The sequence below is a fragment of the Gordonia sp. SCSIO 19800 genome (assembly GCF_018132775.1).
GTDB lineage: Bacteria > Actinomycetota > Actinomycetes > Mycobacteriales > Mycobacteriaceae > Gordonia > Gordonia hongkongensis.
Window position 1 is genome coordinate 84,713 of sequence record NZ_JAGRQM010000018.1, and the last position, 22,944, is coordinate 107,656.

A 22,944-nucleotide genomic window follows, 5' to 3' on the forward strand; every position below is an offset into this window, starting at 1 on the left:
AGATGGAGGAGAGATGTCGGAGGACCATGCGCCCTGGCAGTCGCCGGTGCATCGTGACCTGGCGCAGGAGTTGCTGCGGATGTCGCGACGTCGCAGCCTGGTGCATCCCGCCGTCGGCCTGGAACGCTCGGCCTTCGCGATCCTCTGGATTCTCTCCGACGGTCGGCCGCGGACGTTGCGGGAGCTGACCGCCGACCTCCAGCTCGAGCAGTCGACGGTCAACCGGCAGGTCAACGCAGCCATCAAACACGGCTACGTCGAGCGGTTCGAGGTCGAGGACTCGCTGTCGAAGATGATCCGCCCGACCGAGGCCGGGCGAGAGGCGTTCCGGCGCGACGGCCTGCTGCGTGCCGAACGGCTCGAGCAGGTCTTCGCCGATCTGGCCCCGGGCTCGCCGCAGGCCCTGCTCCACGAGCTGCGTGCCTTCAACGACGCCTACGAGCGGACCCAGCACCGGCACGGTGCGGCCGATGAATCCGACCGCGGGAAAAGGGGATTGGCGTGACCTCGGCCGGCACATACGTGGTGACGGGCTCGGCGTCGGGGATGGGTGCGTCGGTGGCCGCCGCCTTGCGCGCGGACGGTCACACCGTGATCGGGGTCGATCAGCGCGATGCCGACGTCGTCGCCGATCTGTCGACACCCGAGGGCCGACGCCGCGCGGCCGACGAGGTCCTCGCCCGATCCGGCGGGCAACTCGACGGGGCCGTGCTGGCCGCGGGCATGGGCCCCGCGGCCGGGACGGGAGCGGATGATCGTCGAGGTCAACGTGTTCGGGGTGACCGAACTGCTGACCGCCTGGCGTCCGGCGCTGGCCGCTGGGGCGAAGGCGAAAGTGGTTGTCTTCGGTTCGAATTCGACGACGGTCACGCCGCTGGTCCCCAAATCCGCCATCCGACGCCTGCTGGATGGCGACCCCGAGGGGGCCGTCCAGGTGATCCGACGCCGGCGCGGCGTCACGGGCCCGGTGGCGTACGCGTCGTCGAAGATCGCGGTCACGCAGTGGCGCCGCCTGCACGGAAGGCGACCGAATGGGCCGGTGAGGGCATCCGGGTCAACGTCCTCGCTCCCGGGCCGGTCATGACGCCGCTGTTGCAGTCGCAACTCGACGGTCCGCAGGCCGGGCACGTGAAGTCGTTTCCGGTTCCGGTGCGCGAGTACGGAACTCCTGACCAGCTCGCCGCCTGGGTCATGCTGATGCTGTCACCGGCGGCGGACTTCATGGCCGGCGCGGTCGTCACCGTCGACGGTGGAACCGACGCCCGCATGCGGGGACGGGACTGGCCGTCGCCGCTGCCCCCGCGGGCGATACCCCGGTTCCTATGGACGATGTATCGTGCCCCCGACAGGGCATGGTCGCCGAGTACTAGAGGCCGGCCCGCTCGAGCGCCTCGTCGAACTCTTCCGACGCCTGCTTCTCGCTCTTGCCGTCGTCGAGCGCCTGGCGATAGACGGCGAACAGTTCCGCGCCCCGCTCCACATAGGCCTGCGTCCATCGCTCGGCGTCGACACGCCAATAGCCGATGACGTCGTACGACCGGCGGTCCCAGCGAAGATTGCCGCGCAGGTGCTTGCGGATCGCACGCGACTCCGCCGCCTCGCCGGCGAACCAACAGTATGCGCCCGAGGTCGGCAGGGTGAGTCCGCAGACCGTGTCCGCGAGACGGCTCGGCGTGCGGGAGTTGCCGCCGACCAGCGTGATCAGCTCGACGTCGCGCTCGGGCAGATAGGCCAGTTCGGTCGGGGCGGGCACCTCGACCACGGCGGTGACACCGTCGGTCGACGGCAGTTCGTCGAGGATTCGGGCCAGGGCGGGGAGTCCGGCCAGATCGGCGGCGAGGATCAGGCGTTCGACGCCGGCGGGTGGTGCGTACCAGCACCGCGCGTGCGTCATCACCACGTCGTGCCCCGCTTCGGCGCGCTGGGCCCACAGCGTTGCAGGGCCGGCGGCATGGATGACGAAGTCGACGACCATGGTGCCGGCGGAGTGGTCGACCGAGCGGATCGAGTAGTTGCGGCCGTCGGGTGCGGGGTCGGTGTCGTAATAGGCCCACGTGCCGTCGCGACATTCCATATCCGGTGTGACACGCTCGGGGTCGTGTGGGAAGTAGATGCCCACGGCTTCGTCGGCGCCGCCGGGTAAGCCGAGTCCTGGCAGATCGTTCACGTCGAAGACGATGCGACGCAGGTTGGGCGTCAGGTCGGCGACGTCGGCAACGCGTGCTCTGGAATAGCCCATGAGGTAACCCTAACCTGAGTCGGGCTGGACCCCAGTTACTAGGATATGCAACCATCGAAGAACTGTCGGTGTGGAGAGGAGTTCGCCCGTGTCGGAACCATCGGTCTTGACGGAGGAGAACGGGTCGGCGCGGTCGCTGATCCTGAACCGTCCGAAGTCCATCAACGCGATCGATCACGAGATGGTCGGCTCAATGGCCGAGCACCTCGCGGCCTGGGCCGCCGATGACGCGGTCGAGGCCGTCGTTCTCTCCGGCGCCGGTGAGCGGGGCCTCTGCGCCGGTGGCGACATCGTCGCCATCCATCGCGACGCGTCCGCGTTGAGCGGTAATCCCGAGTCGACCGATCGTGACGCCGAGCAGTCGCCGTCGGCGAGGTTCTGGTTCGACGAATACCGTCTGAACGCGCTGATCTCGGGCTATCCCAAGCCGTATGTCGCGATCATGGACGGCATCGTGATGGGCGGCGGTGTCGGGGTCTCCGCGCACGGCGACATCCGCATCGTCACCGACCGTACGAAACTCGCGATGCCCGAGGTGGGTATCGGCTTCGTGCCCGATGTCGGTGGTACGCATCTGCTTTCGCGCGTTCCGGACGGGCTCGGAACCTACGCCGGCCTCACCGCCGGTCACCTGCGCGGCGCCGACGCCATCGCGATGGGCTTGGCCGATCACTTCGTCCCGTCGGAGTCGCTGCCGGCGTTCCTCGCCGTGATCGGCGAGTCGGGAATCGAGGCGGCACTGTCCGCGCACGCCGTCGACGCGCCGGCTTCCGAACTCGCCGAACATCGCGGATGGATCGCGGAAGCGTTTGCGGCCGATTCGGTCTCGGAGATCGTCGAACGATGCCGCGCGGTGGGTTCGCCCTTCGCGGACAAGACCGCCGACGCGATCGAGGCGAAGAGCCCGACTGCACTGGCCGTCACCCTGCGTTCGCTGCGCGAGGCAGCCGGCGACGCGACCCTGGAGGACACCCTGGTGCGCGAGTATCGCGTGTCGGTGCGTTGCCTGCTGCATCCCGACATGGCCGAGGGCATCCGCGCCCAGGTCATCGACAAGGACCGCGATCCGAAGTGGGCCACGTTCTCCGGGGACGCCGTCGACGCCTTCTTCGCGCCACTGCCCGACGACCTCACGTTCCCGACCGTCTGACCGAGACCTTCCCCGGGTGGGAGTCAGCCCGTAACATCCCGCCCGTCACCGAACCGAAAGAGGACTGACCGTGACCGAACACCAGACCATCATCGTCGAGACCAGCGGCCGGGTGGGCATCATCACCCTCAACCGCCCCAAGGCACTGAACGCCCTCAACACCGAGCTGATGAACGAAGTGGTCGGTGCCGTCCGGGAGTTCGACGTCGACCAGGGGATCGGCGCCATCGTGATCACCGGCTCGGAAAAGGCGTTTGCCGCGGGTGCCGACATCAAGGAGATGTCGTCGAAGTCCTACGCGGACGTGGTCAACGAGCAGTTCTTCGGTGCCTGGGATGAGCTGTCGCGGGCGCGCACGCCGATCATCGCCGCCGTCACCGGCTACGCCCTCGGCGGCGGCTGCGAGCTCGCGATGCTGTGCGACACCATCATCGCCGGCGACAACGCCGTCTTCGGTCAGCCCGAGATCAACCTCGGCGTCATCCCCGGGATCGGCGGCTCGCAGCGTCTCACCCGCGCCGTGGGCAAGGCCAAGGCGATGGACATGGTGCTGACCGGCCGCCAGATGAAGGTCGACGAGGCCGAACGCCTCGGCCTCGTCTCGCGCGTCGTTCCCAAGGAGGACTGCCGCGCCGCCGCCATCGAGGTCGCCGAGGTCATCGCCTCGAAGTCGCTGATCGCGTCCGCCGCCGCCAAGGACGCGGTCAATCGCGCGTTCGAGTCGAGCCTCGTCGAGGGTGTCCGCGCCGAGCGCGCGCTGTTCTACTCCACGTTCGCGACCGACGACCAGACCGAGGGCATGGCCGCCTTCGTCGAGAAGCGGGACCCGAACTTCACACACCGCTGATCCGAGACATTCGCAAACCCACCTCTTTTCGGTGTTTCCACCCCCTGTTTGGTGGGTGGATATACCGAAAAGGGGTGGGTTTGCGGCGTTCAGGAGAGTGTGCGCAACACCGCCAGGACCCGGTCGACGAGCGGGGACTGGGGCCCGTCGGGGAACGCGACGGCCAGTTCGACCTCGTCGTCGGTGTCGAGCGGGCGGTAGACGACGCCGGGTATACCGAGCGCTGAGGTGGGTTCAGGGACCAGGGCGACCCCCACCCCCGCGGCGACGAGTGTCACCAGCGTCGACGTCTCCTCGACCTCGTGCCGGACGCGCGGGACGAATCCCGCGCATCCGGCGGCCGCCGACAGGACCCCGTGCATGACCGACTTCCCGCTGCCCGCGTGCACGATGAAGTCGTCGCCGCGCAGAAGGGCGAGGTCGACGGGCGTATCCGATGCGCCGTGGGCGAGCGGATGATCGTGGGGCAGAGCGACGATGAGGCGGTCGCTGCGGATCGACTCGACCCGCAGTCCGGTGGTGTTGATGGGCATGCGCAGTAAGGCAAGGTCGATGTCCCCGGACTCGAGCGCGGCGATCTGGGCCGGTGCCAGCATCTCGCCGCGAACGTGGACGTCCACATCGGGCAGTTCGTCGCTCAGTGCGCGCACGAGCGCGGGCAACAGCGAGTAGGTGGCCGAACCCACGCACCCGATCGCGAGGTTGCCCTGCCGCCCGTCGGCGATCCGTTGCGCCTGTCGTGCAGCGGCGTCGACCGAGTCCAGGATCGCGACGGCTCGCTGCAGGTAATCCGCACCTGCCGGGGTCAGCTCGACACGACGCGTCGACCGGGCCAGCAGTGCGACACCGAGCTCGTCCTCCAGCTGGCGGATCTGCTGAGACAGCGGTGGCTGGGCCATGTGGAGCCGCTCGGCGGCCCGGCCGAAGTGCAGCTCCTCGGCGACGGCGCGGAAGTAGCGCAGGTGTCGCAGTTCCATGGAGTCAGTCTAGAGCGTTGATATCTGCTCCATATCAAATGCCGGGATATGGATACTTCTGCATATCGCTGTTGCTTCCTAGGGTGGACTCATGGCATCTCTCACCACGGACGCGGGTACCGACATCGTTGTCTGTTCGCCACTGCGTACCCCGGTCGGGCGCATGGGTGGGGCGCTGTCGACCGTGCCCGTCACCCGACTGGCCACCGACCTCCTTCGCGAACTCGTCCGGCGCACCGGACTCGAGGAGGGTGATGTCGACGACGTGATCCTCGGGCAGGGCTATGCCAACGGTGAGTCGCCGGCGCTCGGTCGCATCGCGGCTCTGGACGCCGGTCTCGGAGTCGGCGTACCCGGAATGCAGATCGACCGTCGCTGCGGTTCCGGGTTGCAGGCGATCCTGACCGGGGCGTCGATGGTCGCGACCGGCGGTGCGCGCCTCGTCGTCGCCGGTGGCGCCGAGTCGATGTCGACCGTCGAGCACTACGCGCTGGGTCTTCGGTCGGGGATCAAGCAGGGTGGCGTGGAACTCCGCGATCGCCTCGACCGCGGGCGTCTGACCGCGGGCGGCGAGTCACACCCGGTTCCGGGCGGGATGATCGAGACCGCCGAGAATCTCCGTGCGCGGTACGGCATCTCGCGGACCGAGCAGGACGAGTTCGCGGCCCGATCCCACGAACGGGCGATCGCGGCGCACGACAGCGGCCGCTTCACCAGCGAGTTGGTGCCCGTCACCATCCCGGGCCGACGCGGCCGTACGGACACCGTTGTCGACCGCGATGAGCACCCGCGAGCGGACGCTACTGCGAAATCGCTTGCAGCGCTGCGTCCCATCAGGCTCAAGATCGACGGCGAGTCGACGGTCACGGCCGGAAACGCCTCGGGCCAGAACGACGGTGCGGCCATGGCTGTGGTCACCACACGCGCCGAGGCGGAGCGCCGCGGACTGGAACCCCTTCTCGCCCTGCGTTCGTGGGCCGTCACCGGTTGCGAGCCCGAGGTCATGGGCATCGGCCCGGTCGGGGCCACCGCCGCCGCCCTCGACCGCGCCGACCTCACGCTCGACGAGATCGACCTCATCGAACTCAACGAAGCCTTCGCCGCCCAGGTGCTCGCCTGCCTGGCGGAGTGGAAGGTCGACCCGACCGATGAACGACTGAACCCCAACGGGTCCGGGATCTCGCTGGGTCATCCCATCGGAGCCACCGGCGCCCGCATCCTCGCCACCGCGGCCTACGAAGCGCGCCGGCGTGACGCCCGATTCGTCCTGGAGACGATGTGCATCGGCGGCGGACAGGGACTCGCCGCTATCTTCGAGGCGACCCGATGAGCGCGCAGGTGCACGCCGTCGTCACCGGACGTCCCGACGGACCGGCGGTCGTACTGTCCAACTCGCTGGGTTCGACGCATCGGATGTGGGATTCGCAGGTCGCCGCGCTCGAAGAGCGATTCCGCGTGGTGCGCTATGACACCCGGGGGCACGGCGATTCGCCGGTGCCACCGGGGCCGTACTCGATCGATGAGTTGGCCGATGACGTCATCGCGCTGCTGGACCGCTTCGACCTCGAACGAGCACACCTCGTCGGGCTGTCGCTCGGCGGGATGACCATGATGCGCGTCGCCGCACGCAATCCCGAACGAGTGGATCGGCTGGCCCTGCTGTGCACGGCGGCGTATCTGCCACCGGCGCAGGGCTGGACGGACCGTGCCGCACTCGTGCGCGCCGACGGCACCTCGGCGGTCGCCGCGGCCGTGGTCCAGCGGTGGTTCACTCCTGGCTACCTCGCCGCGAACACCGAAGCCCGACAGCAGTTCGAGGCCATGGTCGCCGCCACTCCTGCCGAGGGATACGCGGCCTGCTGCGAGGCGATCGCCGCCATGGATCAGCGATCCGACCTGTCGTCGATCATCGCGCCCACACTGGCGATCGCCGGTGCCGATGACCCGGCGACACCGCCGGATCTGTTGCGCGACATCGTCGATGCCGTGCCGAACGGCCGCCTGCTGGTGGTCCCGGACTCGGCCCACCTGGCCAACGCGGAACAAGCCGACACCATCACTCCCGCACTCATCGAACATCTGGAGCAGCAATGAGCACTCGCGACAGTGCCGCCACGGCGACGGTCGTCGGCCGGCCCGGCGGCCCGACCAAACTCGCGGCGTCGGCCGCCGAGGCGGTCGCCGACATCCCCGACGGTGCGAGCATCGCGGTCGGCGGCTTCGGGCTGGCCGGCATCCCCGGCTTCCTGATCGACGCGCTCCTCGAGCAGGGGGCGGCGAACCTGACCATCGTCTCCAACAACTGCGGAGCCGACGGTGCGGGTCTGGGTCTGCTGCTGGAGGCCCGGCGCATCGATCGGGTCGTCGCGTCCTACATCGGTGAGAACAAGGAGTTCGGCCGCCAGTTCCTGTCCGGCGAGGTCACCGTCGAACTCACCCCTCAGGGCACCCTCGCCGAACGCATGCGCGCCGGCGGTAGCGGGATCGGGGGGTTCTTCACCCCCACCGGTGTCGGCACGCTTGTCGCCGAAGGCGGACTGCCCTGGCGCTACCACTCCGACGGCACCATCGCGGAGGCGTCGCCGCCCAAGGAGGTGCGGACCTTTCACGGTCGGGAGATGGTCCTCGAGGAGTCGATCGTCACCGACTACGCACTCATCCGGGCCGCGGTCGTCGACACGGATGGCAACTGCAGATTTCATGCTGCCGCACGCAATTTCAATCCGCCGGCGGCGATGGCCGGGCGCATCACCATCGTCGAGGCGGAGAAGGTGGTCGAGGTCGGCGAGCTCGGACCCGACGAGATCCACCTGCCCGGCATCTTCGTGCAGCGGATCGTCGAACTCGCCCCGGAGCAGGTCGCGCGCAAGGGGATCGAGAAGCGCACCGTCCGTGAACGTCCCACCGCATCGCCGTCAGCCTAGGAGTGCCGACATGACCTGGACCCGTACCGAGATGGCCGCCCGGGCCGCCCGCGAACTCACCCCCGGTGACTACGTCAACCTGGGAATCGGTTTGCCCACCATGATTCCGGACCTCATGCCCGACAACTCCGGCGTCCACCTGCACGCCGAGAACGGCATCCTCGGCGTCGGACCGTTTCCCTACGACGACGAGGTCGACCCCGACCTCATCAACGCCGGCAAACAGACCGTGTCGGTCCTGCCCGGGGCGTCGTACTTCGATTCGGCCACGAGCTTCGCGATGATCCGCGGAGGCCACGTCGACGTCGCGGTCCTCGGCGGCATGCAAGTCGCGATGAACGGCGACCTGGCCAACTGGATGGTGCCGGGTGCCCTCGTCAAGGGCATCGGTGGCGCCATGGACCTCGTCAACGGCGCCGGCCGGGTCATCGTGCTCATGGATCACGTCACCAAGAAGGGTGAGCCCAAGCTGCTCGAGGGCTGCGCGCTCCCGCTGACCGGCCGCGGCGTGGTGAGTCGCGTGATCACCGACCTCGGTGTGTTCGACATCGCCGGAACGGGATTCGACGTCGTCGAGTTCGCCCCGGGCGTGGACCTGGGGATGGTCGAGGACCGGACCGGTGCGCCGGTCACCGACCGCACCGCCGCCTACGCGACGGCCGGAGCATAGATCGCCTGCAGGTACACACGCACGGTCGACGGAGTCTGACGCACGGTCGACGTCACCGGCGGGTGGCTGCGAGTTCGGCGCGGGACCGCACACCGAGCTTCGCGTAGATCCGGGTCAGGTGGTACTGCACCGTCTTCGGTGAGATGTAGAGCTCGGCCGCCACCTCCCGGTTCGACAGGCCGCGCGCGACAAGGGCGGTCACTGCCTCCTCCTGCGGCGTGAGTTCGGCGGCACCCTTTGTGGCGGTGTGGTTCTCACCACGCGACGTCGCGAGACCGCCCGCCTTCAGTTCGCGTTCACAGCGTTCGACGTAGGTGGTCGCGCCGAGTGACAGATACAGGTCGCGGGCAGTCCCGATGACGGCGTCGGCGACCCGGCGCTTGCCCGCACGTCGCAACGTCTGGCCGTAGGCGAAGTTCACCCGCGCCTGGTCGTAGCGCAGGCCGAGACCGTCGAGGAGTTCGATGCCCTCCTCGAAGGTGCGCCGTGCTCCGTGGATGTCACCGGTTGCGCCGAGGTGGCGGCCGCGCGCGTACTTCATCCGGGCTGCCGACGACCGGTGGCCCCGCTCGGCGGACCGGATCTCGTAGCGTCGCAGCAGATCGTCGGCGGCCTCGTGCCGTCCCTCGAGGACCAGTGCGTTGGCGAGGACGTCGACCCACGGCCACAGGCCCGGCTCGGACAGGGCCGGGACGGACTCGGCCATCGCGACGAGCGGCGTCAGTATCCGCCGGACCTTGCCGTAGTCGGCTGCGGCCTCCGCCAGTTGGGCCCGGGCCAGCAGGTCCGGTATCCGCATGATCTCGTAGTCGCCGATGGAGGTGCTGCTCTGTGCGATACTTCCATGCGCGTCCTCCCAGTTCCCGCGCAGCGAATAAATCTGGCTCGCAGTCCAGTTGAGCAGGGGCGTGGTGAGCGCGATGCCGCTGTTGCGGGCGAGCGCGCGGCCGGCCTCGACGCCGCGCAGCGCATCGTCCCAGTCGCCGGTGAGGAACTGGACCCGGGCGAGCCAGGCCAGCGCCCACAACGTGATCCGGGTGGAGCCACCGAGCTGCGCCATCGACACGGCGGTTTCGAGATCGGTACGCGCAGCGTCGATCTCGTCGAGGCCGAGTTCGAGCCAACCGCGACCCATGATCGCACGCTGCGCCTGCGCGCCGTATCGAACCCGTTCCGACACCGTCTGGTACTCGGCGCGTGCGGCATCCGGGTGTCCCGACCAGGCCAGTCCGAGTCCACGGATGACGGCGGCCTCCACTCGGGCGGCCGATCCGGCGTCGGCCATCGCGTCCGCGCGATCGGCCCAGTCCACCAACTCGGTGCCCTGGCATCGGACCAGGTTGTGCAGGACGAAACGTTGCGCGATCAGGGCGGCGACATCGGGCTTGCGCTCGACGTTGACGATCGCCCACGCCCGGTCGAGACGCAGCTGTGCCTCCGCCGACCGGCCCCGCAGGATGGCGAGGTACGCCAGGGTCGCATTGCGCAGTGGTGTCTCGCGCAGGCTCTCCACGGTCGGTACGAGGGCGCCGGCACCGGTGCAGTCGCCAGCGGCGAGGAGCGAATCGACCGCGAGCGTCACCCGTGTGTCGCGCTGCAACGGATCGGGGGTGAGCCGGCCCGCCTGCCCGTACAGCCCGGCGGCCTCGGCCCACGCACCGTCGGCGCCGCGGGCGCGTGCCAGGTCGGTGAGGGCGTCGGCGAGGGCGGCGTCGACCGTCGAGGTGGCCGCGACGCGGTGATGGAGCTGTCGGGCAGGGTCGTCGACGAGGTCCGCAGCCCGACGGTGGGCGTCGCCCACGGTCTTCATGCCGAGGACCTCGAGGACGGCGGCCCGCACCAGGGGACCCGCGAGACGCGGTTGCGCCTCCGCGGGTGTCAATGCCCTGTCGTCCGTCACCAGACCGGTTGCGCGCGCGTCGTCGATCGCGGCCAGGGGGTCGGTGATCCCGGCGAGCGCAATCGCGGTGGCGAGGGGCTCGGCCGGGTCGAGGATCGCGAGCGCTTCGATGAGCGCGCGAGCCGAGGTGCCGTTGTCCGGCAATCGCTTCCGCACCATCGCGACGACATGGGCCGGCGCGGGCAGTCCCACGCCGGTGCGGGACCAGGTGCCTGGCGGGGCCTCGTCGAGCAGGGCCACGATGTCGCGGGGATTCCCGCCGGTTTGCCGGGCCAGTTCCTCCCGCATCGCCGGGTGCAGCACGATGCCGCGCTGCGCGGCGAGGTCGGCAGTACCCGTTGGGTCCAGGCCGTCGAGTCGTAGCTCGTCGAGTGCGTTGCCGACGAGCCGGGCGCCCGGCCGAGACATGGTGAGGACGACCAGGATTCGGCGATCCCGGTGTTCTCGGGTGAGTGAGACCAACGCCTGCAGTGACTCCTCGTCGGCGAGGTCGGCGTCGTCGACGGCTATGAGTCCGGCGGTGTCGCCGGGCACCTCGGTCGATGACTCTGCAGGAGTGGTGACCGCTGCGAGTAGTGCGTCGAGCAGGTCGTCCGGGGTCGGGTCGGCAGCGGTCGCGGGTGTGGCGTCGGGCCGGTCCTGTACCAGCTGCCGGATGAGTGCGCCGGGCGTGTGCGCTCGCCACGGTGAGACCGCGGCCCACAACGTGGAACCGGTTGTCGGAGCGGACAGCCGCCGCCGGACCAGGTGCCTCAGCAGCGTCGACTTGCCGATTCCGGGATCTCCCGTGACGGCCAGAAAACCCGACTCCGACACGGCGTCGAGCCGCGAGAAGAGCAATTCGATCTCGCGGTCGCGGCCGACGCACCCGCCGGTGACCATCATCGGTCCATACTAGTCAGCAGCTCAACCCTGATCGCCGCCGGCGACGGGCAGCACGGTCCCGGTGATGTACGACGCCTCGTCGGAAGCGAGAAAGCAGATGGCGGCCGCCTGCTCGTCGAGCGTGCCGTACCGGTGCATCGACGACGACGCGATCGTCTGGTCGATGTGGGCCTGATACCACTGTGACTCGATCTCGTTGCGCGGCTCCGGTGTACCGCGTGAGATCCGACGCGGCGGTGCCTCGGTGCCTCCCGGCGCCGTGGCGACCACTCGGATCCCGTCGTCGGCGTACTCCATCGCCAGTGACGCGGTCAACGCGTTCACCGCCCCCTTCGCCGCCGAGTACGGGATCCGGTGAATGCCTCGCGTCGCCGCCGAGGAGACGTTGACGATCACCCCGCCCCCGGCGCGTGTCATCGACGGCAGGACCGCCCGGCACGCGTACAGCGTCGTCATCAGCGACCGGTCGATCTCGGCCCGGATCTGCTCCTCGGTGAACTCGACAAACGGTTTGAAGTTGATGGCGCCGCCCACGTTGTTGATCAGCACATCCACCCGACCGTACGTGGACAACGCCTGCCGGATCACCGACTCGGCGCCGCCGAAACCCTCCAGGTCGGCGATGGCGGCTGCCGCGCCGGGACCGTTCGCGTCGAGATCGCGGGACACCTCGGCGACCAGTTTCGACCGGTCGGCGAGGACGACCCTGCCGCCCTCGGCGCTGATTCGCCGGGCGGTCTGCTCGCCGATCCCCTGTGCGGCACCGGTGATGACGACGACCTTGCCGGCGAACCGGCCCGGGGTGACGAAACGCGGTCGACGCGAAACCGATTCGTCGGCCATCGCTCGGCGCATGGTCTGCTTCGACCGGTCGGCATGCGCGGCGATCAATGCCCGTGCCGCGTCGTGGTCCCCGGCCTCGAACGCCGAGACGATATCGATGTGGTCCTGGGCGCACAACGGGTGACACCAGGTCGCGTTCCGTAGCACCTCACTCATGCGGCCCTTGACGCCGAGCGCCTTGTAGGCCTCGAGCAGGTGATCGTTACCGGTCTGGGCGAAGAGATAGTCGTGGAACGCGGCATTGGTCTCGGTGTACTCCGCGGCATCGACGAAGCGATCACCGTCCACGTACGGCACCGTGGCGTCGGCGAGCAGACGGTAACCGGCCAGCTGTTGCGTGGACAAGCGCCCGAACGTCAGCTCGAGGGCGCCCAGTTCCAGTGCGGCCCGGGCCTCGAACAGGGCATCCGACTCGTGGATCGCCGGATGCTCCTCGCCGATCTGGTAGCCCTGCGAACCGACGACTGCCGGTCCCGCGACGGTGTCCCCGACGGTGGGCGTTTCGGTCGGCACCTCGGGCACCGCTGCGTGCAGCGGTTCCAGGCTCGACGACGCGAACACCTCCTGACCGGCGATCGACCGTGCCGGACCCGCCGGATGCGACGCCGTCGGTCGCAGCAACCCCGCATCGGAGTCCAGTCCGCGGTCATCGGATTCGCTGTGCCACACGACCTGTCCAGCGATCCGGACCAGTGAATCGTCGCCGGCGACCGACGGACGTGCACCCGACCAGGCCGCCATGTCTGCGGCCGGGAGAGTCTGCTGTCCGGCGATCGACCGGGCGTTCGCGGCCACGATGATCGGGTCGTCGGCGTCCGGCGCGGACGAGTCGGACGCCGCGGTAGTCACCCGGGCGGTTTCGTCGGTGAGCACCTCGGTCTCGTCGACTGTGCCGTCGTCGGCACCGGCCTCCGGACGCGCCGCGAGCGCGAACTTCTCGTAGTAGAAGCCCGTCGGCGCGATGCCGGCCTGGGCGACGTGCTTGCGGACCGACTCCACCATCGGCGGCGGACCGCACAGGTAGATCGCGACATCCCCGTCGTAGAGATGGGCCGGCTCGATCAGGCTCATCACGTAGCCCTTGTTGACCGCGGAACTCGCCGGGTCCGAGACACAGTGGTCCCACGTCAGACCGGGCAGCTGCTCGGCGAAGAACTCGATCTCGTCGAGGGCGACCAGATCGGTGTCGGTGGACACCCCGTAGATGAGGTGGACCTTGCGACGGCTGTTGTCGGCGTGCAGCTTCCGCAACATCGACAAGATCGGCGCGAGGCCGGTGCCGCCGGCGAGCAGCAGCACGGGGCGGGTGGCCTCGCGCAGGAAGAACGATCCGTGCGGACCGGTGAACGCGATCTCCTCGCCGCGCGCGGCGCGGTCGGTCAGGTAGGTCGACATCGCGCCGCCGGGACTCAGCTTGATGAGGAAGACGAGACGGTCCTCGTGCGGGCCGTTGGCAAACGAGTACGACCGGGACACCGGGGTGCCCTCGCCGTCGTCGCTGCCGGGGATCTCGATGTTGACGTACTGTCCGGGCAGGAACGCCAGCTCCCCGCGGTTCTCGATCCGGACCTCGAGACGCATGGTCGAGTCCGAGAGTCGATCGAGTTCGACGATGGTGCCGGTGAATCGGGACGCCTGGGTCTTGGCGACATCGGAGGTCGCCGGGATCTGCAGCACGAGATCGGACTTTGGTTTCATGCAACAGGGGAGCGCATAGCCCGCGGCGGACTCGTCGTCGGAGAGCGCGTCCTCGATGTACACCCCGCCGTCGAAATCGCCGGACTCGCAGAACGACTTACACGTTCCACAGGCCCCGTCGCGGCAGTCCAGCGGGATGTTGATCCGCTGACGGTAGGAGGCGTCGGCGACGGTCTGGTCCTCGCGGCACGAGATGAACCGCGTGACACCGTCTTCGAAGGACAGCGCCACCTGATGGATGGTGGCCTCGCCGTCGGGGGTTCGCAGGTCGGCGCCGACGCCGTTGTCGGTGGTGACAGTCATGGACGGGTCCTAGAAGTGGTAGATGTCCACCACGTGGTGGATGTAGTCGTTCTTCAGCACTATCGTCTTGCGCCGGATCAACGGCTGCTCGCCGGAGAAGTCGATCGTGTAGAAGGAGGTCCCGTAGTACGGGTCGACCGTGTTGTACCGGAAATACATGGTGTGCCAGTTGAACCGGACGTCGACGAGATCACCGCGCCGTTCGATGACCTCGACGTTGCCGATGTTGTGGCTCGTCCGGGGTTCGGGCAGTGAGGTCGCCGACGACCGCTCGGTGCGGATGCGGAAGACCCGGTCCTCGAGGCCGCCCTTGTTGCCGTAGTAGATCAGCGAGATCTCGCGGTGCGGGTTCTCGGTGAGTCGATCACGGTCGTCTCAGGCCGGCATCCAGTACACGACGTCGTCGGCGTAGCAGTCGAGCCACTTCTCGAATTCGCGGTCGTCGAGGTAGCGGGCCTCGCGGTACAGGAACTGCTCGATCATGTTCTGGGTGATGAGCTTTCCGCCGGTGGATATGCCCGACCCGGCGGGATCGACAGCGGCGGAATTGGTCTCAGCGGTGGTCATGGTGCTCTCCTTCAGGGCGGTGGGCTGGGCGGCGGTCTACTGGGCTGGGGCCGCTGCTTGTTCGGCCGCCGCCTCTTCCTTCGCGGCAGCTGCGCGCATCCGCTCGAGCCAGTAACCGTGCTGGACCGGGTAGAGCCCCTCGTCCTCGTTCTTGACGCCGGCCGAGATGACCCCGGTCATGCCCAGCGATTCGGCGACGGGATCGGGACCGGTGAGCCAGTGCTCGGCACCGCGGCTCATGTCGTTCCACGGCGCGGCCTGCGCCCGGAACGTGAGCTGGCACGACCGGAACTCCTCGAGGTCGTCGGGAGTCGCCATCCCGGACGCGTTGAAGAAGTCCTCGTACTGGCGTATACGGTGAGCCCGCGCGGAGTCGCTTTCACCCTTGGGTGCGATGCAGTAGATGGTGACCTCGGTCTTGTCCGGCGCGATCGGACGGAAGTGGCGGATCTGCGTCGAGAACTGGTCCATCAGATAGACATTCGGGTACAGGCATAGATTGCGCGAACCCTTCACCCATGAACTCGCCCTTGGCGTCGCCGTGGATCTCCTTGAGCTGCTCCATCGAATCCCACAGCGGACGGTCCTGTGGATTGGCCGCCCAGGTCCACAGGCACAGATGACCGTTGGGGTAGGACCAATAGCCGCCGCCGGACTTTCCCCAACCGCCGGCGTCGAGTGCCTTGGTGTCGTTCTTCGACTCCCCGGTACTGCGACGAGACGTGGTGGCCGCGTAGTTCCAGTGGGTTGCGGTCACGTGGTAGCCGTCGGCGCCGTTCTCCGCCTGCACCTTCCAGTTGCCGTCGTAGGTGTAGGTCGACGCGCCGCGGAGCACCTCGAGGCCGTCCGGCGACTGGTCGACCAGCATGTCGATGATTAGTCGGGTGTCGCCGAGATGCTCCCCTAGCGAGGCGACGTCCTCGTTGAGGCTGCCGAACAGGAAGCCGCGGTAACTGTCGAAGCGGGCGACCTTGGTCAGGTTGTGCGAGCCGTCGACGTCGAAGGTGTCGGGGTAACCGGCCCCATCGGGATCCTTGACCTTCAGAAGGGTCCCGTCGTTGCGGAACGTCCAACCGTGGAACGGGCAGGTCAGTGTCATCCGGTTGTCGGTCTTGCGCCGGCAGATCATCGCGCCGCGGTGCGCACAGGCGTTGATCAGGCAGTGCAACTCGCCGTTCTTGTCGCGGGTGATGACGACGGGCTGCCGGCCGATGTAGGTGGTGAAGTAGTCGCCAGGTTCGGGGACCTGGCTCTCGTGTGCGAGATAGATCCAGTTGCCCTCGAAGATGTGCTTCATCTCCAACTCGAAGATGTCCTCATCGGTGAAGATCCGACGGTTGGCGCGGTAGACACCGGCGTCTCGGTCGTCGACGACCGCGTCGTCGAGGACCGAGTTCACATGATTCAAGTGTTCCGATACGGACGCGGTCATGGTCGTATACCTCCGGGAAGTGGGCTGCTCTCTGCACTGTGGCAGCACGTGGTGGCGATCACACCCGGGTAATTGCCAGTCCTGGCCAAGCAGCCTATTGATCAATGGCCTCAATCAATTGCCGCAATTTGTGTCTTTGTCATGTATGGATCGACGCTCTACCGTGAGACGTGTCCGCGGTCACAACCGCGGTGTCGATCAGTACGAGACGAGGCGGGTCATGGAGCTACGGCACTTGCGGTACTTCGCCGCCGTGGCCGACACCTGTCATTTCGGGCAGGCAGCGGAGTCGTTGCACGTGGCACAGCCCGCGCTGTCGTACGCAATCCGCCAGCTCGAGGCCGAGCTCGACGTCACCCTGTTCACGCGGACCACCCGTCAGGTGTCGCTCACCCCGGCCGGGCAGTACCTCAGGGCCCAGGCCGAGCGAATTCTCGCCGGCGTGGACGAAGCCGTGGACGGCGTGCGTCGGATCGCCGCCGGCCGCAGCGGCCTCGTCCGGGTCGGTATCACCGGTATCGCCGCGTTCTCCCATCTGCCGCGCATCGCGCGGGTCGTCAAGCGGGAGTTGCCCGATGTGGATCTTCGTATCCAGTCCGACATGCTCACGCCGGGCCAGTGCGACGCCCTGCGCGCCGGCACCCTCGACCTCGGGATCCTGCGCCCGCCGGCGATCGGGGAGCACATCGACACGACGGTCATCGATGTCGAGCCGATGGTTCTCGCGGTGTCGGTCGATCACCGACTGGCCGCCGAGCCCGTGGTCTCCGTCGCCGACCTCCGCCACGAGCCGTTCGTGCTGTACGACAGCCGGGACTCGGCCGTCAACGACGCCGCGATACGGACATGTCGCGCAGCGGGTTTCGTTCCCCACCGGGCGCACCAGGCGCCGGGTACCGCGGTGCTGCTGGCCCTGGTCGCCGCCGGGCTGGGGGTCGCCCTGCTCCCGGCCTCGGTGCGGTCACTTCCGCTCGACGGTTTGGTGGTGCGCGACCTCGTCGATGCCGACACCGTCGAGGTGGCACTCGCCTGGCGATCGGGTTCCGACGACCCGGTCGTCACCGCGGTCGCCGACGTCATCGCCGCTGCCTTCGCCGATTCCGCCTTCGCCGATTCCGCCGCAGAGTCGCGCGACACCCAGCTTGCCGACCACCGTTCCGTGAGGACCCGACTGGGTGCTCGATCTGGAGAGAAACCGTGAAAATCACCGCTGTGGAGGCGATTCCGTTCGCCATCCCGTACTTGAAGCCGCTGAGGTTCGCCTCCGGCGAGGTGCACGCCGCGACCCACGTGCTGGTCCGGGTGCACACCGACGCCGGCGTGGTCGGCGTCGCCGAGGCGCCGCCCCGCCCGTTCACCTACGGCGAGACCCAGGACGGCATCATCGCCGTGATCAAGGGCATCTTCGCGCCCGCGGTCGTCGGCCTCACCTTGCTCGAGCGTGAGGTGGTCGCCGCCCGGGTGGCTCGCACGGTCGGCAACCCGGCCGCGAAATCCGCTGTGGACATGGCGATCTGGGATGCGCTGGGCAAGGTCCTGGGGTTGCCCGTGGGGGACATGCTCGGCGGTTACACCGACCGGATGCGCGTCAGTCACATGCTCGGTTTCGCAGAGCCGGCCGCGATGGTCGCCGAAGCCGAGAAGATGGTCGACATCTACGGGATCCGCACCTTCAAGGTGAAGGTCGGACGTCACCCGGCATCCCTCGACACCGCGGTCGTCCGCGCGCTCCGCGAGCGGTTCGGCAGCGACGTCGAACTCTACGTCGACGGCAATCGGGGCTGGACCGCAGCCGAGTCGGCGCGAGCCATGCGGGAGATGGCCGACCTCGATCTGCTGTTCGCCGAAGAGCTCTGCGACGCAGCCGATGTGCTCGGTCGCCGGTGGCTGGTCGAACAGCTGCCGGTGCCGTTCATCGCCGACGAATCGGTGCCCACGCCGGCCGACGTCACCCGCGAGATCCTCGGCCGGTCGGCGACCGCCGTCAGCATCAAGACCGCGCGGTCGGGTTTCACCACCTCACGCCGCACGCATCACCTCGCCGAGGGGTTGGGCGTCCCGGTCGTCATGGGCAACCAGATCGACGGACAGATCGGGACGGCGTGCACGCTCGCCTTCGGCAGCGCCTTCGAGCTGACCTCGCGCTACGCGGGTGAGCTGTCGAACTTCCTGGACATGAGCGACGACCTGCTGACCGAGCCGTTGCAGATCCGCGATGGCCACCTGCACCGTTCGACCGCGCCGGGCATCGGTTTCGAGATCGATCCGGACAAGCTCGACCGCTATCGCACCGACAACTAGACCCGCACGCCCACAACACGTCTCGTGGCAGCCCCGCGAACCCAGTAGCAAGGAGAAGAACATGACCACCACCGAGCATCCCCAGGAAGTCGCCACCGCCGCGGCGTCCGGCGCCTCCGCCACCGAGCGGTTCCACGCGGACAAGTCTCCGTTCGAGGCAGTGAAGGACACTGCGCCGGAACGTGTCTCGGCCCTCATCAACGAGGTCCTCGCGGGCGTGCACGAGGTGATCCGGAAGCACAAGGTGACCTACGACGAGTACAACGCGCTCAAGGCGTGGCTCATCAACGTCGGTGAGGACGGCGAGTGGCCGCTGTTCCTCGACGTCTGGGTGGAGCACGTCGTCGAGGACGTCGCGACCTCGCATCGTCAGGGCAACAAGGGCAGCATCGAAGGCCCGTACTACGTCCCGGACGCTCCGGAACTCGGCGCCAAGGGCACTCTGCCCATGCGGGACAACGAGCCCGGCGATCCGTTGGTGTGGACCGGCCAGGTCCGGTCGTGCGACGGCACCCCCCTCGCCGGCGCCACTGTCGAACTCTGGCACGCCGACGACGACGGCTTCTACTCGCAGTTCGCGCCGGGAATTCCGGAGTGGAATCTGCGCGGCACCTTCACCGCCGATGACGAGGGCCGCTTCGAGATCACCACCATCCGGCCCGCGCCGTACATGATCCCGACCGATGGCTCGTGCGGGAAGATGATCTCCGCGGCCGGTTGGCATCCGTGGCGTCCCGCGCACCTGCACCTCAAGGTCTCGGCACCGGGCCACGAGCAGCTGACCGCACAGCTGTACTTCCCGGGCGACCCGCACAACGATGACGACGTCGCCAGCGCCGTCAAGCCCGAACTGGTGCTGGACCCGAAGGACGACGGCAAGGGCGGCTTCACCATCTCCTACGACTTCGTGCTGGATCCGGCGAAGTAATGCTGTTCCACGTGCGGATGGACGTGTCCATCCCCGACGACCTCGACCCCGACGTCCGGGCCGACACGGTCGCCCGGGAGAAGGCGTACTCGCAGGATCTACAACGCGCCGGCAAGTGGCCGCACATCTGGCGGATCGTCGGGGAGTACTCAAACTACTCGATCTTCGACGTCGAGTCGAACGACGAACTGCACACCCTGCTGTCAGGTCTGCCGCTGTTCCCGTACATGCGGATCAAGGTCACCCCACTGGCAACCCATCCGTCGGACATCAACGGCTGACGGCCGCTGCTCCTCGAGAAGCGAGCCCGCCCATCTGCTCGCTAATCCGAAAAACAGCAAAACACCTGGTCCCTGAGGTGCGAGGAGCGCAAGCGACGAGCCACGAAGGGCTGGTGAGATACGTTGCTACACCCTTCGTGGCTTGCTTCGCTCGCACCTCAGGCAGCAGGGGTTGGGTCCCTATCGCTCCTCGCACCTCAGGGAGCAAGGGGCTGGGACCTGCGGTTATGTGGTTCTTTCGGATCAGGAGGCAGGCGGCGCCGATCGCAGCGTGAGGATCGTGATCTCCGGCGGCGTGAGGACACGGACCGGCGGGCCCCAGGCGCCGGCGCCGCGGGTGGTGTAGATCGTGGTGTTCCCGATCTGGTCGAGCCCGGTGATCGTCGGCTGCTGGGCACGGACGAGGTAGCGGATGGGCCAGAGCTGGCCGCCGTGCGTGTGCCCGGACAGCTGGAGGTCGACACCCAGATCCGATGCCTCGACGGCCTGCTTGGGCTGGTGGGCGAGGAGCAGGGTGAAGTCTTCGGGAGACGTTCCCGCCAACGCCGCCGGGAGGTCGGGCTCGTACGGTTCGGGGGCGGTGGCGTCGTGGACGCCGGCGAGTGTGATGGTCGCGCCGTCGACCTCGATGGGCGCTCGTGCGTTGCGCAGCGTGCGCACGCCGAATTCCTCCCAGACGTCGAGCCACCGGCCACCGTCGTCGGCGTAGTACTCGTGGTTGCCGCTCACACCGAAGACCCCGAGAGGCGCATCCAGATCCGCGAGGGGTTCGAGGGTGTCGCGGACGTTCGGGATGGTGCCGTCGGTGAGGTCGCCGACGAGGACGACGAAATCCGGCTCCTGCTCGTTGACGTCGTCGACGACGCGCTGGGTGAACGACGCGTCACGGGCCGGGCCGACGTGCAGGTCGGAGATCACCGCGATGCGCGTTCCGTCGAACTGCGGCGGCAGGCTCGCGAACGTGGCGTCGACGTCGACGACCTGGGGGCGAGATGCTTCCCACACCCCGTAGCCGGTGACCCCGAGCGCGACCACCACGATCGCGGCCGTGGCGACCCGGAGCTTGCTGAGCCGACGGGCCGCGAACGAGGGGTTGTCCTGCACTCCGGATCGACGTCGCCGGATCCAGCGGACGATGTGTGCGGCGAACGACACGAGGCCCACCACCGCGAGGCCGAGGAACAGGTAGAAGACGGCGGCGAGCCAGATCAGCCCGATCGTGCCGATGGGCCGCGCCCACGACGGGTCGAGCACCCGTCCGGTGGCGAAGCCGATGAGGGCGAGCGCCCACAGCACGACCAGCGCCACGTCGGCGATGATCGACCAGGGGCGCGGCATCGCGGTCGCGCGGACCATGCGCCGATGCAGCCAGAACGTGATGAGTCCGAAGACGACGGCAGGAAACAACGCCACGGGATGGACTCCTGAGGGTGGTGACGGCAGGGCGACGGAGGGCCAGGTGCCCGGTCATGGGCGGATTGCCCCATTCTGCCATCGGTTCGCGTTGGTACCCTCGCCGCCATGGCCGAGGTCCTCATCACCCCGCTCGAGCTGGCCGAGATGCTGCTGGCGACTCCGCCTATCCTGCTGGACGTGCGCTGGCAGCTGGGCGACTTCGATGGTCGGCACGCCTATCGCGAGGGTCACATCCCCGGTGCGGTCTACGTCGACCTCGACTCCGAACTGGCGGCCCCGCCCTCCGGGCCGGTCGGCGGCAGGCATCCGCTGCCCGACGTCGCCGACCTCCAGGAGGCGGCCCGGCGATGGGGGATCGACGACGCCGTCCCGGTGGTGGTCTACGACGACTCCGGCAACCTCGCGGCCGCGCGCGCCTGGTGGCTGCTGCGGTGGGCGGGTGTCGCCGACGTGCGACTTCTCGACGGCGGCCTCGCGGCGTGGCGTGCCGAAGGCCTGCGCACGACGACGGGCGACGGCGGTCGGCCGCGAGCGGGCAACGTGACCCTGAGCCCCGGACACCTGCCGGTCGCGACCATCGACGACGTCGCGGCCGGGCCGGCACACCTGCTCGACGCCCGGGCCGCCGAACGCTATCGCGGCGACGTCGAACCGGTCGATCCGCGCGCCGGCCACATCCCCGGGGCGATCAGTGTCCCGACGGCGGACAACGTCGACACCTCCGGCCGCTTCCGTCCGGCGGAGGAGCTACGACGCCGGTTCGCAGATGTCGGTATCGACGGCGGGGCCGGCTCCGATGTCGTCGTCTACTGCGGTTCCGGGATCAATGCCGCGCACCAGATCGCGGCGCTTGCCATCACGGGGATCGACGCCGCGCTGTTCCCGGGTTCGTTCTCGCAGTGGTCGTCGGACCCGGAACGGCCGGTCGCCGAGGGCGACCGGCCGTGAGGCGAGAGGAGCGCAAGCCGCACCCTCTGCTCCCTGAGGAGCGCCCGGAGCCTGCGGAGGGCGCGTCACGAAGGGTTTGCCATGCACCTCGCCAGGACCCTTCGTGGCTCGTCGCTTGCGCTCCTCGCACCTCAGTATCTGCGGCCTGGCGGCCGTCGTGGGGGTCGAAGAGTTCGTGCTGGTCACCGGCGCGTGGGGGGTCGATAGTGGAGGGGTGGGATGCGGTGACCTTGAATTCCTCCCTTGTGCCGAAGAGCCAGTACCTCAGTGTGAGGCGCGGGGCCTGCCACGGGAATCGTGGATTGTTGCTATGAGCACGCGGATTAGACTCCTGCATTTTGTTCGCCCCGTCCGCAGCCCACTTTTCGAGGACTCGAAAAGGAGACCGAGATGGAAGTGCTGCATGCCCGATGTGCCGGGATGGATGTGTCGAAAAAGGATGTGAAAGTCTGTGTCCGAGCGGCTAGTCCGGGCCGAAAGACCCTGCAGGAGACCACGACCTGGTCGTCGATGACCGGCGACATTCTGCGGCTGCGGGATCATCTGATCGCCGAGCAGGTGACGTGTGTGGTCATGGAAGCCACCGGCGACTACTGGAAACCGTTCTACTACCTCCTCGAAGACGCCCCGTTCGA

17 protein-coding genes and 4 pseudogenes are annotated in these 22,944 nt (G+C 68.3%); 14 read left to right on the forward strand and 7 right to left on the reverse strand.

The window, feature by feature from the left end; all coding sequences use genetic code 11:
* The first annotated feature begins 13 nt into the window (after positions 1-13).
* Together KB201_RS18650 and KB201_RS18655 are read left to right on the forward strand one after the other, a co-directional pair.
* On the forward strand, positions 14-505 hold the full coding sequence (locus KB201_RS18650; RefSeq protein WP_065632565.1) for a MarR family winged helix-turn-helix transcriptional regulator: 492 nt from the start codon (positions 14-16) through the stop codon (positions 503-505).
* Between the two features lie 41 nt (positions 506-546).
* Positions 547-1,370, forward strand: a pseudogene (locus KB201_RS18655) (SDR family oxidoreductase).
* On the opposite strand, the gene KB201_RS18660 reads toward KB201_RS18655, so the two are convergent.
* Positions 1,367-2,239 (reverse strand): siderophore-interacting protein, encoded by an 873-nt coding sequence (locus tag KB201_RS18660; RefSeq protein ID WP_058249747.1) that lies wholly within the window; start codon positions 2,237-2,239, stop codon positions 1,367-1,369. The pseudogene KB201_RS18655 and the gene KB201_RS18660 overlap by 4 nt on opposite strands.
* A gap of 88 nt (positions 2,240-2,327) precedes the next feature.
* Here KB201_RS18660 and KB201_RS18665 point away from each other — a divergent pair, with 88 nt between their 5' ends.
* Both KB201_RS18665 and KB201_RS18670 read left to right on the forward strand, forming a co-directional pair.
* Positions 2,328-3,389 carry an enoyl-CoA hydratase/isomerase family protein gene (locus KB201_RS18665; protein ID WP_078112739.1) on the forward strand — a complete coding sequence of 354 codons (1,062 nt, stop codon included), beginning with the start codon at positions 2,328-2,330 and terminating at the stop codon, positions 3,387-3,389.
* Between the two features lie 70 nt (positions 3,390-3,459).
* Positions 3,460-4,236 (forward strand): enoyl-CoA hydratase, encoded by a 777-nt coding sequence (locus KB201_RS18670; RefSeq protein WP_058249749.1) that lies wholly within the window; start codon positions 3,460-3,462, stop codon positions 4,234-4,236.
* A gap of 89 nt (positions 4,237-4,325) precedes the next feature.
* On the opposite strand, the gene KB201_RS18675 is transcribed toward KB201_RS18670, so the two are convergent.
* Positions 4,326-5,213 carry a LysR substrate-binding domain-containing protein gene (locus tag KB201_RS18675; protein WP_078112738.1) on the reverse strand — a complete coding sequence of 296 codons (888 nt, stop codon included), beginning with the start codon at positions 5,211-5,213 and terminating at the stop codon, positions 4,326-4,328.
* 91 nt (positions 5,214-5,304) lie between these two features.
* Here KB201_RS18675 and KB201_RS18680 point away from each other — a divergent pair, with 91 nt between their 5' ends.
* The 4 genes from KB201_RS18680 to KB201_RS18695 are packed head-to-tail and all read left to right on the forward strand — an operon-like array spanning position 5,305 to position 8,807.
* Complete coding sequence (locus KB201_RS18680) at positions 5,305-6,543, forward strand: acetyl-CoA C-acetyltransferase (RefSeq protein ID WP_078112737.1); 1,239 nt, start codon at positions 5,305-5,307, stop codon at positions 6,541-6,543.
* Positions 6,540-7,307, forward strand: a complete 768-nt coding sequence (pcaD, locus tag KB201_RS18685) for a 3-oxoadipate enol-lactonase (protein WP_078112736.1) — start codon at positions 6,540-6,542, stop codon at positions 7,305-7,307. Before KB201_RS18680 ends, pcaD begins: the two co-directional genes overlap by 4 nt.
* The gene (locus tag KB201_RS18690) at positions 7,304-8,137 is read left to right on the forward strand and encodes a CoA transferase subunit A (RefSeq protein ID WP_078112735.1); all 834 of its coding nucleotides are present in this window, start codon (positions 7,304-7,306) and stop codon (positions 8,135-8,137) included. Before pcaD ends, KB201_RS18690 begins: the two co-directional genes overlap by 4 nt.
* A 10-nt stretch (positions 8,138-8,147) precedes the next feature.
* Entirely contained in the window at positions 8,148-8,807 is a 660-nt protein-coding gene (locus KB201_RS18695) for a 3-oxoacid CoA-transferase subunit B (RefSeq protein WP_078112734.1), read from the forward strand.
* Between the two features lie 52 nt (positions 8,808-8,859).
* Here KB201_RS18695 and KB201_RS18700 read toward each other — a convergent pair whose 3' ends face one another.
* The 4 genes and pseudogenes from KB201_RS18700 to benA all read right to left on the reverse strand — a co-directional run bounded on the left by KB201_RS18700 (position 8,860) and on the right by benA (position 16,435).
* Entirely contained in the window at positions 8,860-11,592 is a 2,733-nt protein-coding gene (locus tag KB201_RS18700) for a LuxR family transcriptional regulator (RefSeq protein WP_078112733.1), read from the reverse strand.
* 21 nt (positions 11,593-11,613) lie between these two features.
* Positions 11,614-14,436, reverse strand: coding sequence for a benzoate 1,2-dioxygenase electron transfer component BenC (gene benC / locus KB201_RS18705; RefSeq protein ID WP_078112732.1), 2,823 nt, complete (start codon positions 14,434-14,436; stop codon positions 11,614-11,616).
* A gap of 9 nt (positions 14,437-14,445) precedes the next feature.
* Positions 14,446-15,003 (reverse strand): annotated as a pseudogene (gene benB / locus KB201_RS18710) (benzoate 1,2-dioxygenase small subunit).
* Positions 15,004-15,039: 36 nt separating this feature from the next.
* Positions 15,040-16,435, reverse strand: a pseudogene (gene benA / locus KB201_RS18715) (benzoate 1,2-dioxygenase large subunit).
* A 220-nt stretch (positions 16,436-16,655) separates the two neighbouring features.
* On the opposite strand from benA, the gene KB201_RS18720 reads away from it, so the two are divergent.
* The 4 genes from KB201_RS18720 to catC all read left to right on the forward strand — a co-directional run bounded on the left by KB201_RS18720 (position 16,656) and on the right by catC (position 19,945).
* Positions 16,656-17,636 carry a LysR family transcriptional regulator gene (locus tag KB201_RS18720; RefSeq protein WP_078112762.1) on the forward strand — a complete coding sequence of 327 codons (981 nt, stop codon included), beginning with the start codon at positions 16,656-16,658 and terminating at the stop codon, positions 17,634-17,636.
* Entirely contained in the window at positions 17,633-18,736 is a 1,104-nt protein-coding gene (locus KB201_RS18725; protein WP_078112731.1) for a mandelate racemase/muconate lactonizing enzyme family protein, read from the forward strand. Before KB201_RS18720 ends, KB201_RS18725 begins: the two co-directional genes overlap by 4 nt.
* 61 nt (positions 18,737-18,797) lie before the next feature.
* On the forward strand, positions 18,798-19,664 hold the full coding sequence (gene catA / locus KB201_RS18730) for a catechol 1,2-dioxygenase (RefSeq protein ID WP_078112730.1): 867 nt from the start codon (positions 18,798-18,800) through the stop codon (positions 19,662-19,664).
* Positions 19,664-19,945 (forward strand): muconolactone Delta-isomerase, encoded by a 282-nt coding sequence (catC, locus tag KB201_RS18735; protein WP_165629568.1) that lies wholly within the window; start codon positions 19,664-19,666, stop codon positions 19,943-19,945. The genes catA and catC overlap by 1 nt, the downstream gene beginning before the upstream one ends.
* A 243-nt stretch (positions 19,946-20,188) precedes the next feature.
* Here the strand turns inward: catC and KB201_RS18740 are convergent, their stop codons facing one another.
* Positions 20,189-21,358 carry a metallophosphoesterase gene (locus KB201_RS18740; RefSeq protein WP_211540086.1) on the reverse strand — a complete coding sequence of 390 codons (1,170 nt, stop codon included), beginning with the start codon at positions 21,356-21,358 and terminating at the stop codon, positions 20,189-20,191.
* 108 nt (positions 21,359-21,466) lie between these two features.
* Here KB201_RS18740 and KB201_RS18745 point away from each other — a divergent pair, with 108 nt between their 5' ends.
* Entirely contained in the window at positions 21,467-22,309 is an 843-nt protein-coding gene (locus KB201_RS18745; RefSeq protein ID WP_065632580.1) for a sulfurtransferase, read from the forward strand.
* A gap of 390 nt (positions 22,310-22,699) precedes the next feature.
* A pseudogene (locus KB201_RS18750) lies at positions 22,700-22,944 on the forward strand (IS110 family transposase); the annotation flags it as partial.

Excerpts from the sequence above, each read along its gene's own strand:
- KB201_RS18650 (WP_065632565.1), top strand. The coding sequence starts at position 14 with ATGTCGGAGGACCATGCGCCCTGGCAGTCGCCGGTGCATCGTGACCTG.
- KB201_RS18690 (WP_078112735.1), top strand. The coding sequence starts at position 7,304 with ATGAGCACTCGCGACAGTGCCGCCACGGCGACGGTCGTCGGCCGGCCC.
- KB201_RS18660 (WP_058249747.1), bottom strand. The coding sequence starts at position 2,239 with ATGGGCTATTCCAGAGCACGCGTTGCCGACGTCGCCGACCTGACGCCC.
- KB201_RS18720 (WP_078112762.1), top strand. The coding sequence starts at position 16,656 with ATGGAGCTACGGCACTTGCGGTACTTCGCCGCCGTGGCCGACACCTGT.
- KB201_RS18680 (WP_078112737.1), top strand. The coding sequence starts at position 5,305 with ATGGCATCTCTCACCACGGACGCGGGTACCGACATCGTTGTCTGTTCG.
- catA (WP_078112730.1), top strand. The coding sequence starts at position 18,798 with ATGACCACCACCGAGCATCCCCAGGAAGTCGCCACCGCCGCGGCGTCC.
- catC (WP_165629568.1), top strand. The coding sequence starts at position 19,664 with ATGCTGTTCCACGTGCGGATGGACGTGTCCATCCCCGACGACCTCGAC.
- KB201_RS18700 (WP_078112733.1), bottom strand. The coding sequence starts at position 11,592 with ATGATGGTCACCGGCGGGTGCGTCGGCCGCGACCGCGAGATCGAATTG.
- KB201_RS18745 (WP_065632580.1), top strand. The coding sequence starts at position 21,467 with ATGGCCGAGGTCCTCATCACCCCGCTCGAGCTGGCCGAGATGCTGCTG.
- KB201_RS18675 (WP_078112738.1), bottom strand. The coding sequence starts at position 5,213 with ATGGAACTGCGACACCTGCGCTACTTCCGCGCCGTCGCCGAGGAGCTG.
- KB201_RS18695 (WP_078112734.1), top strand. The coding sequence starts at position 8,148 with ATGACCTGGACCCGTACCGAGATGGCCGCCCGGGCCGCCCGCGAACTC.
- pcaD (WP_078112736.1), top strand. The coding sequence starts at position 6,540 with ATGAGCGCGCAGGTGCACGCCGTCGTCACCGGACGTCCCGACGGACCG.
- benC (WP_078112732.1), bottom strand. The coding sequence starts at position 14,436 with ATGACTGTCACCACCGACAACGGCGTCGGCGCCGACCTGCGAACCCCC.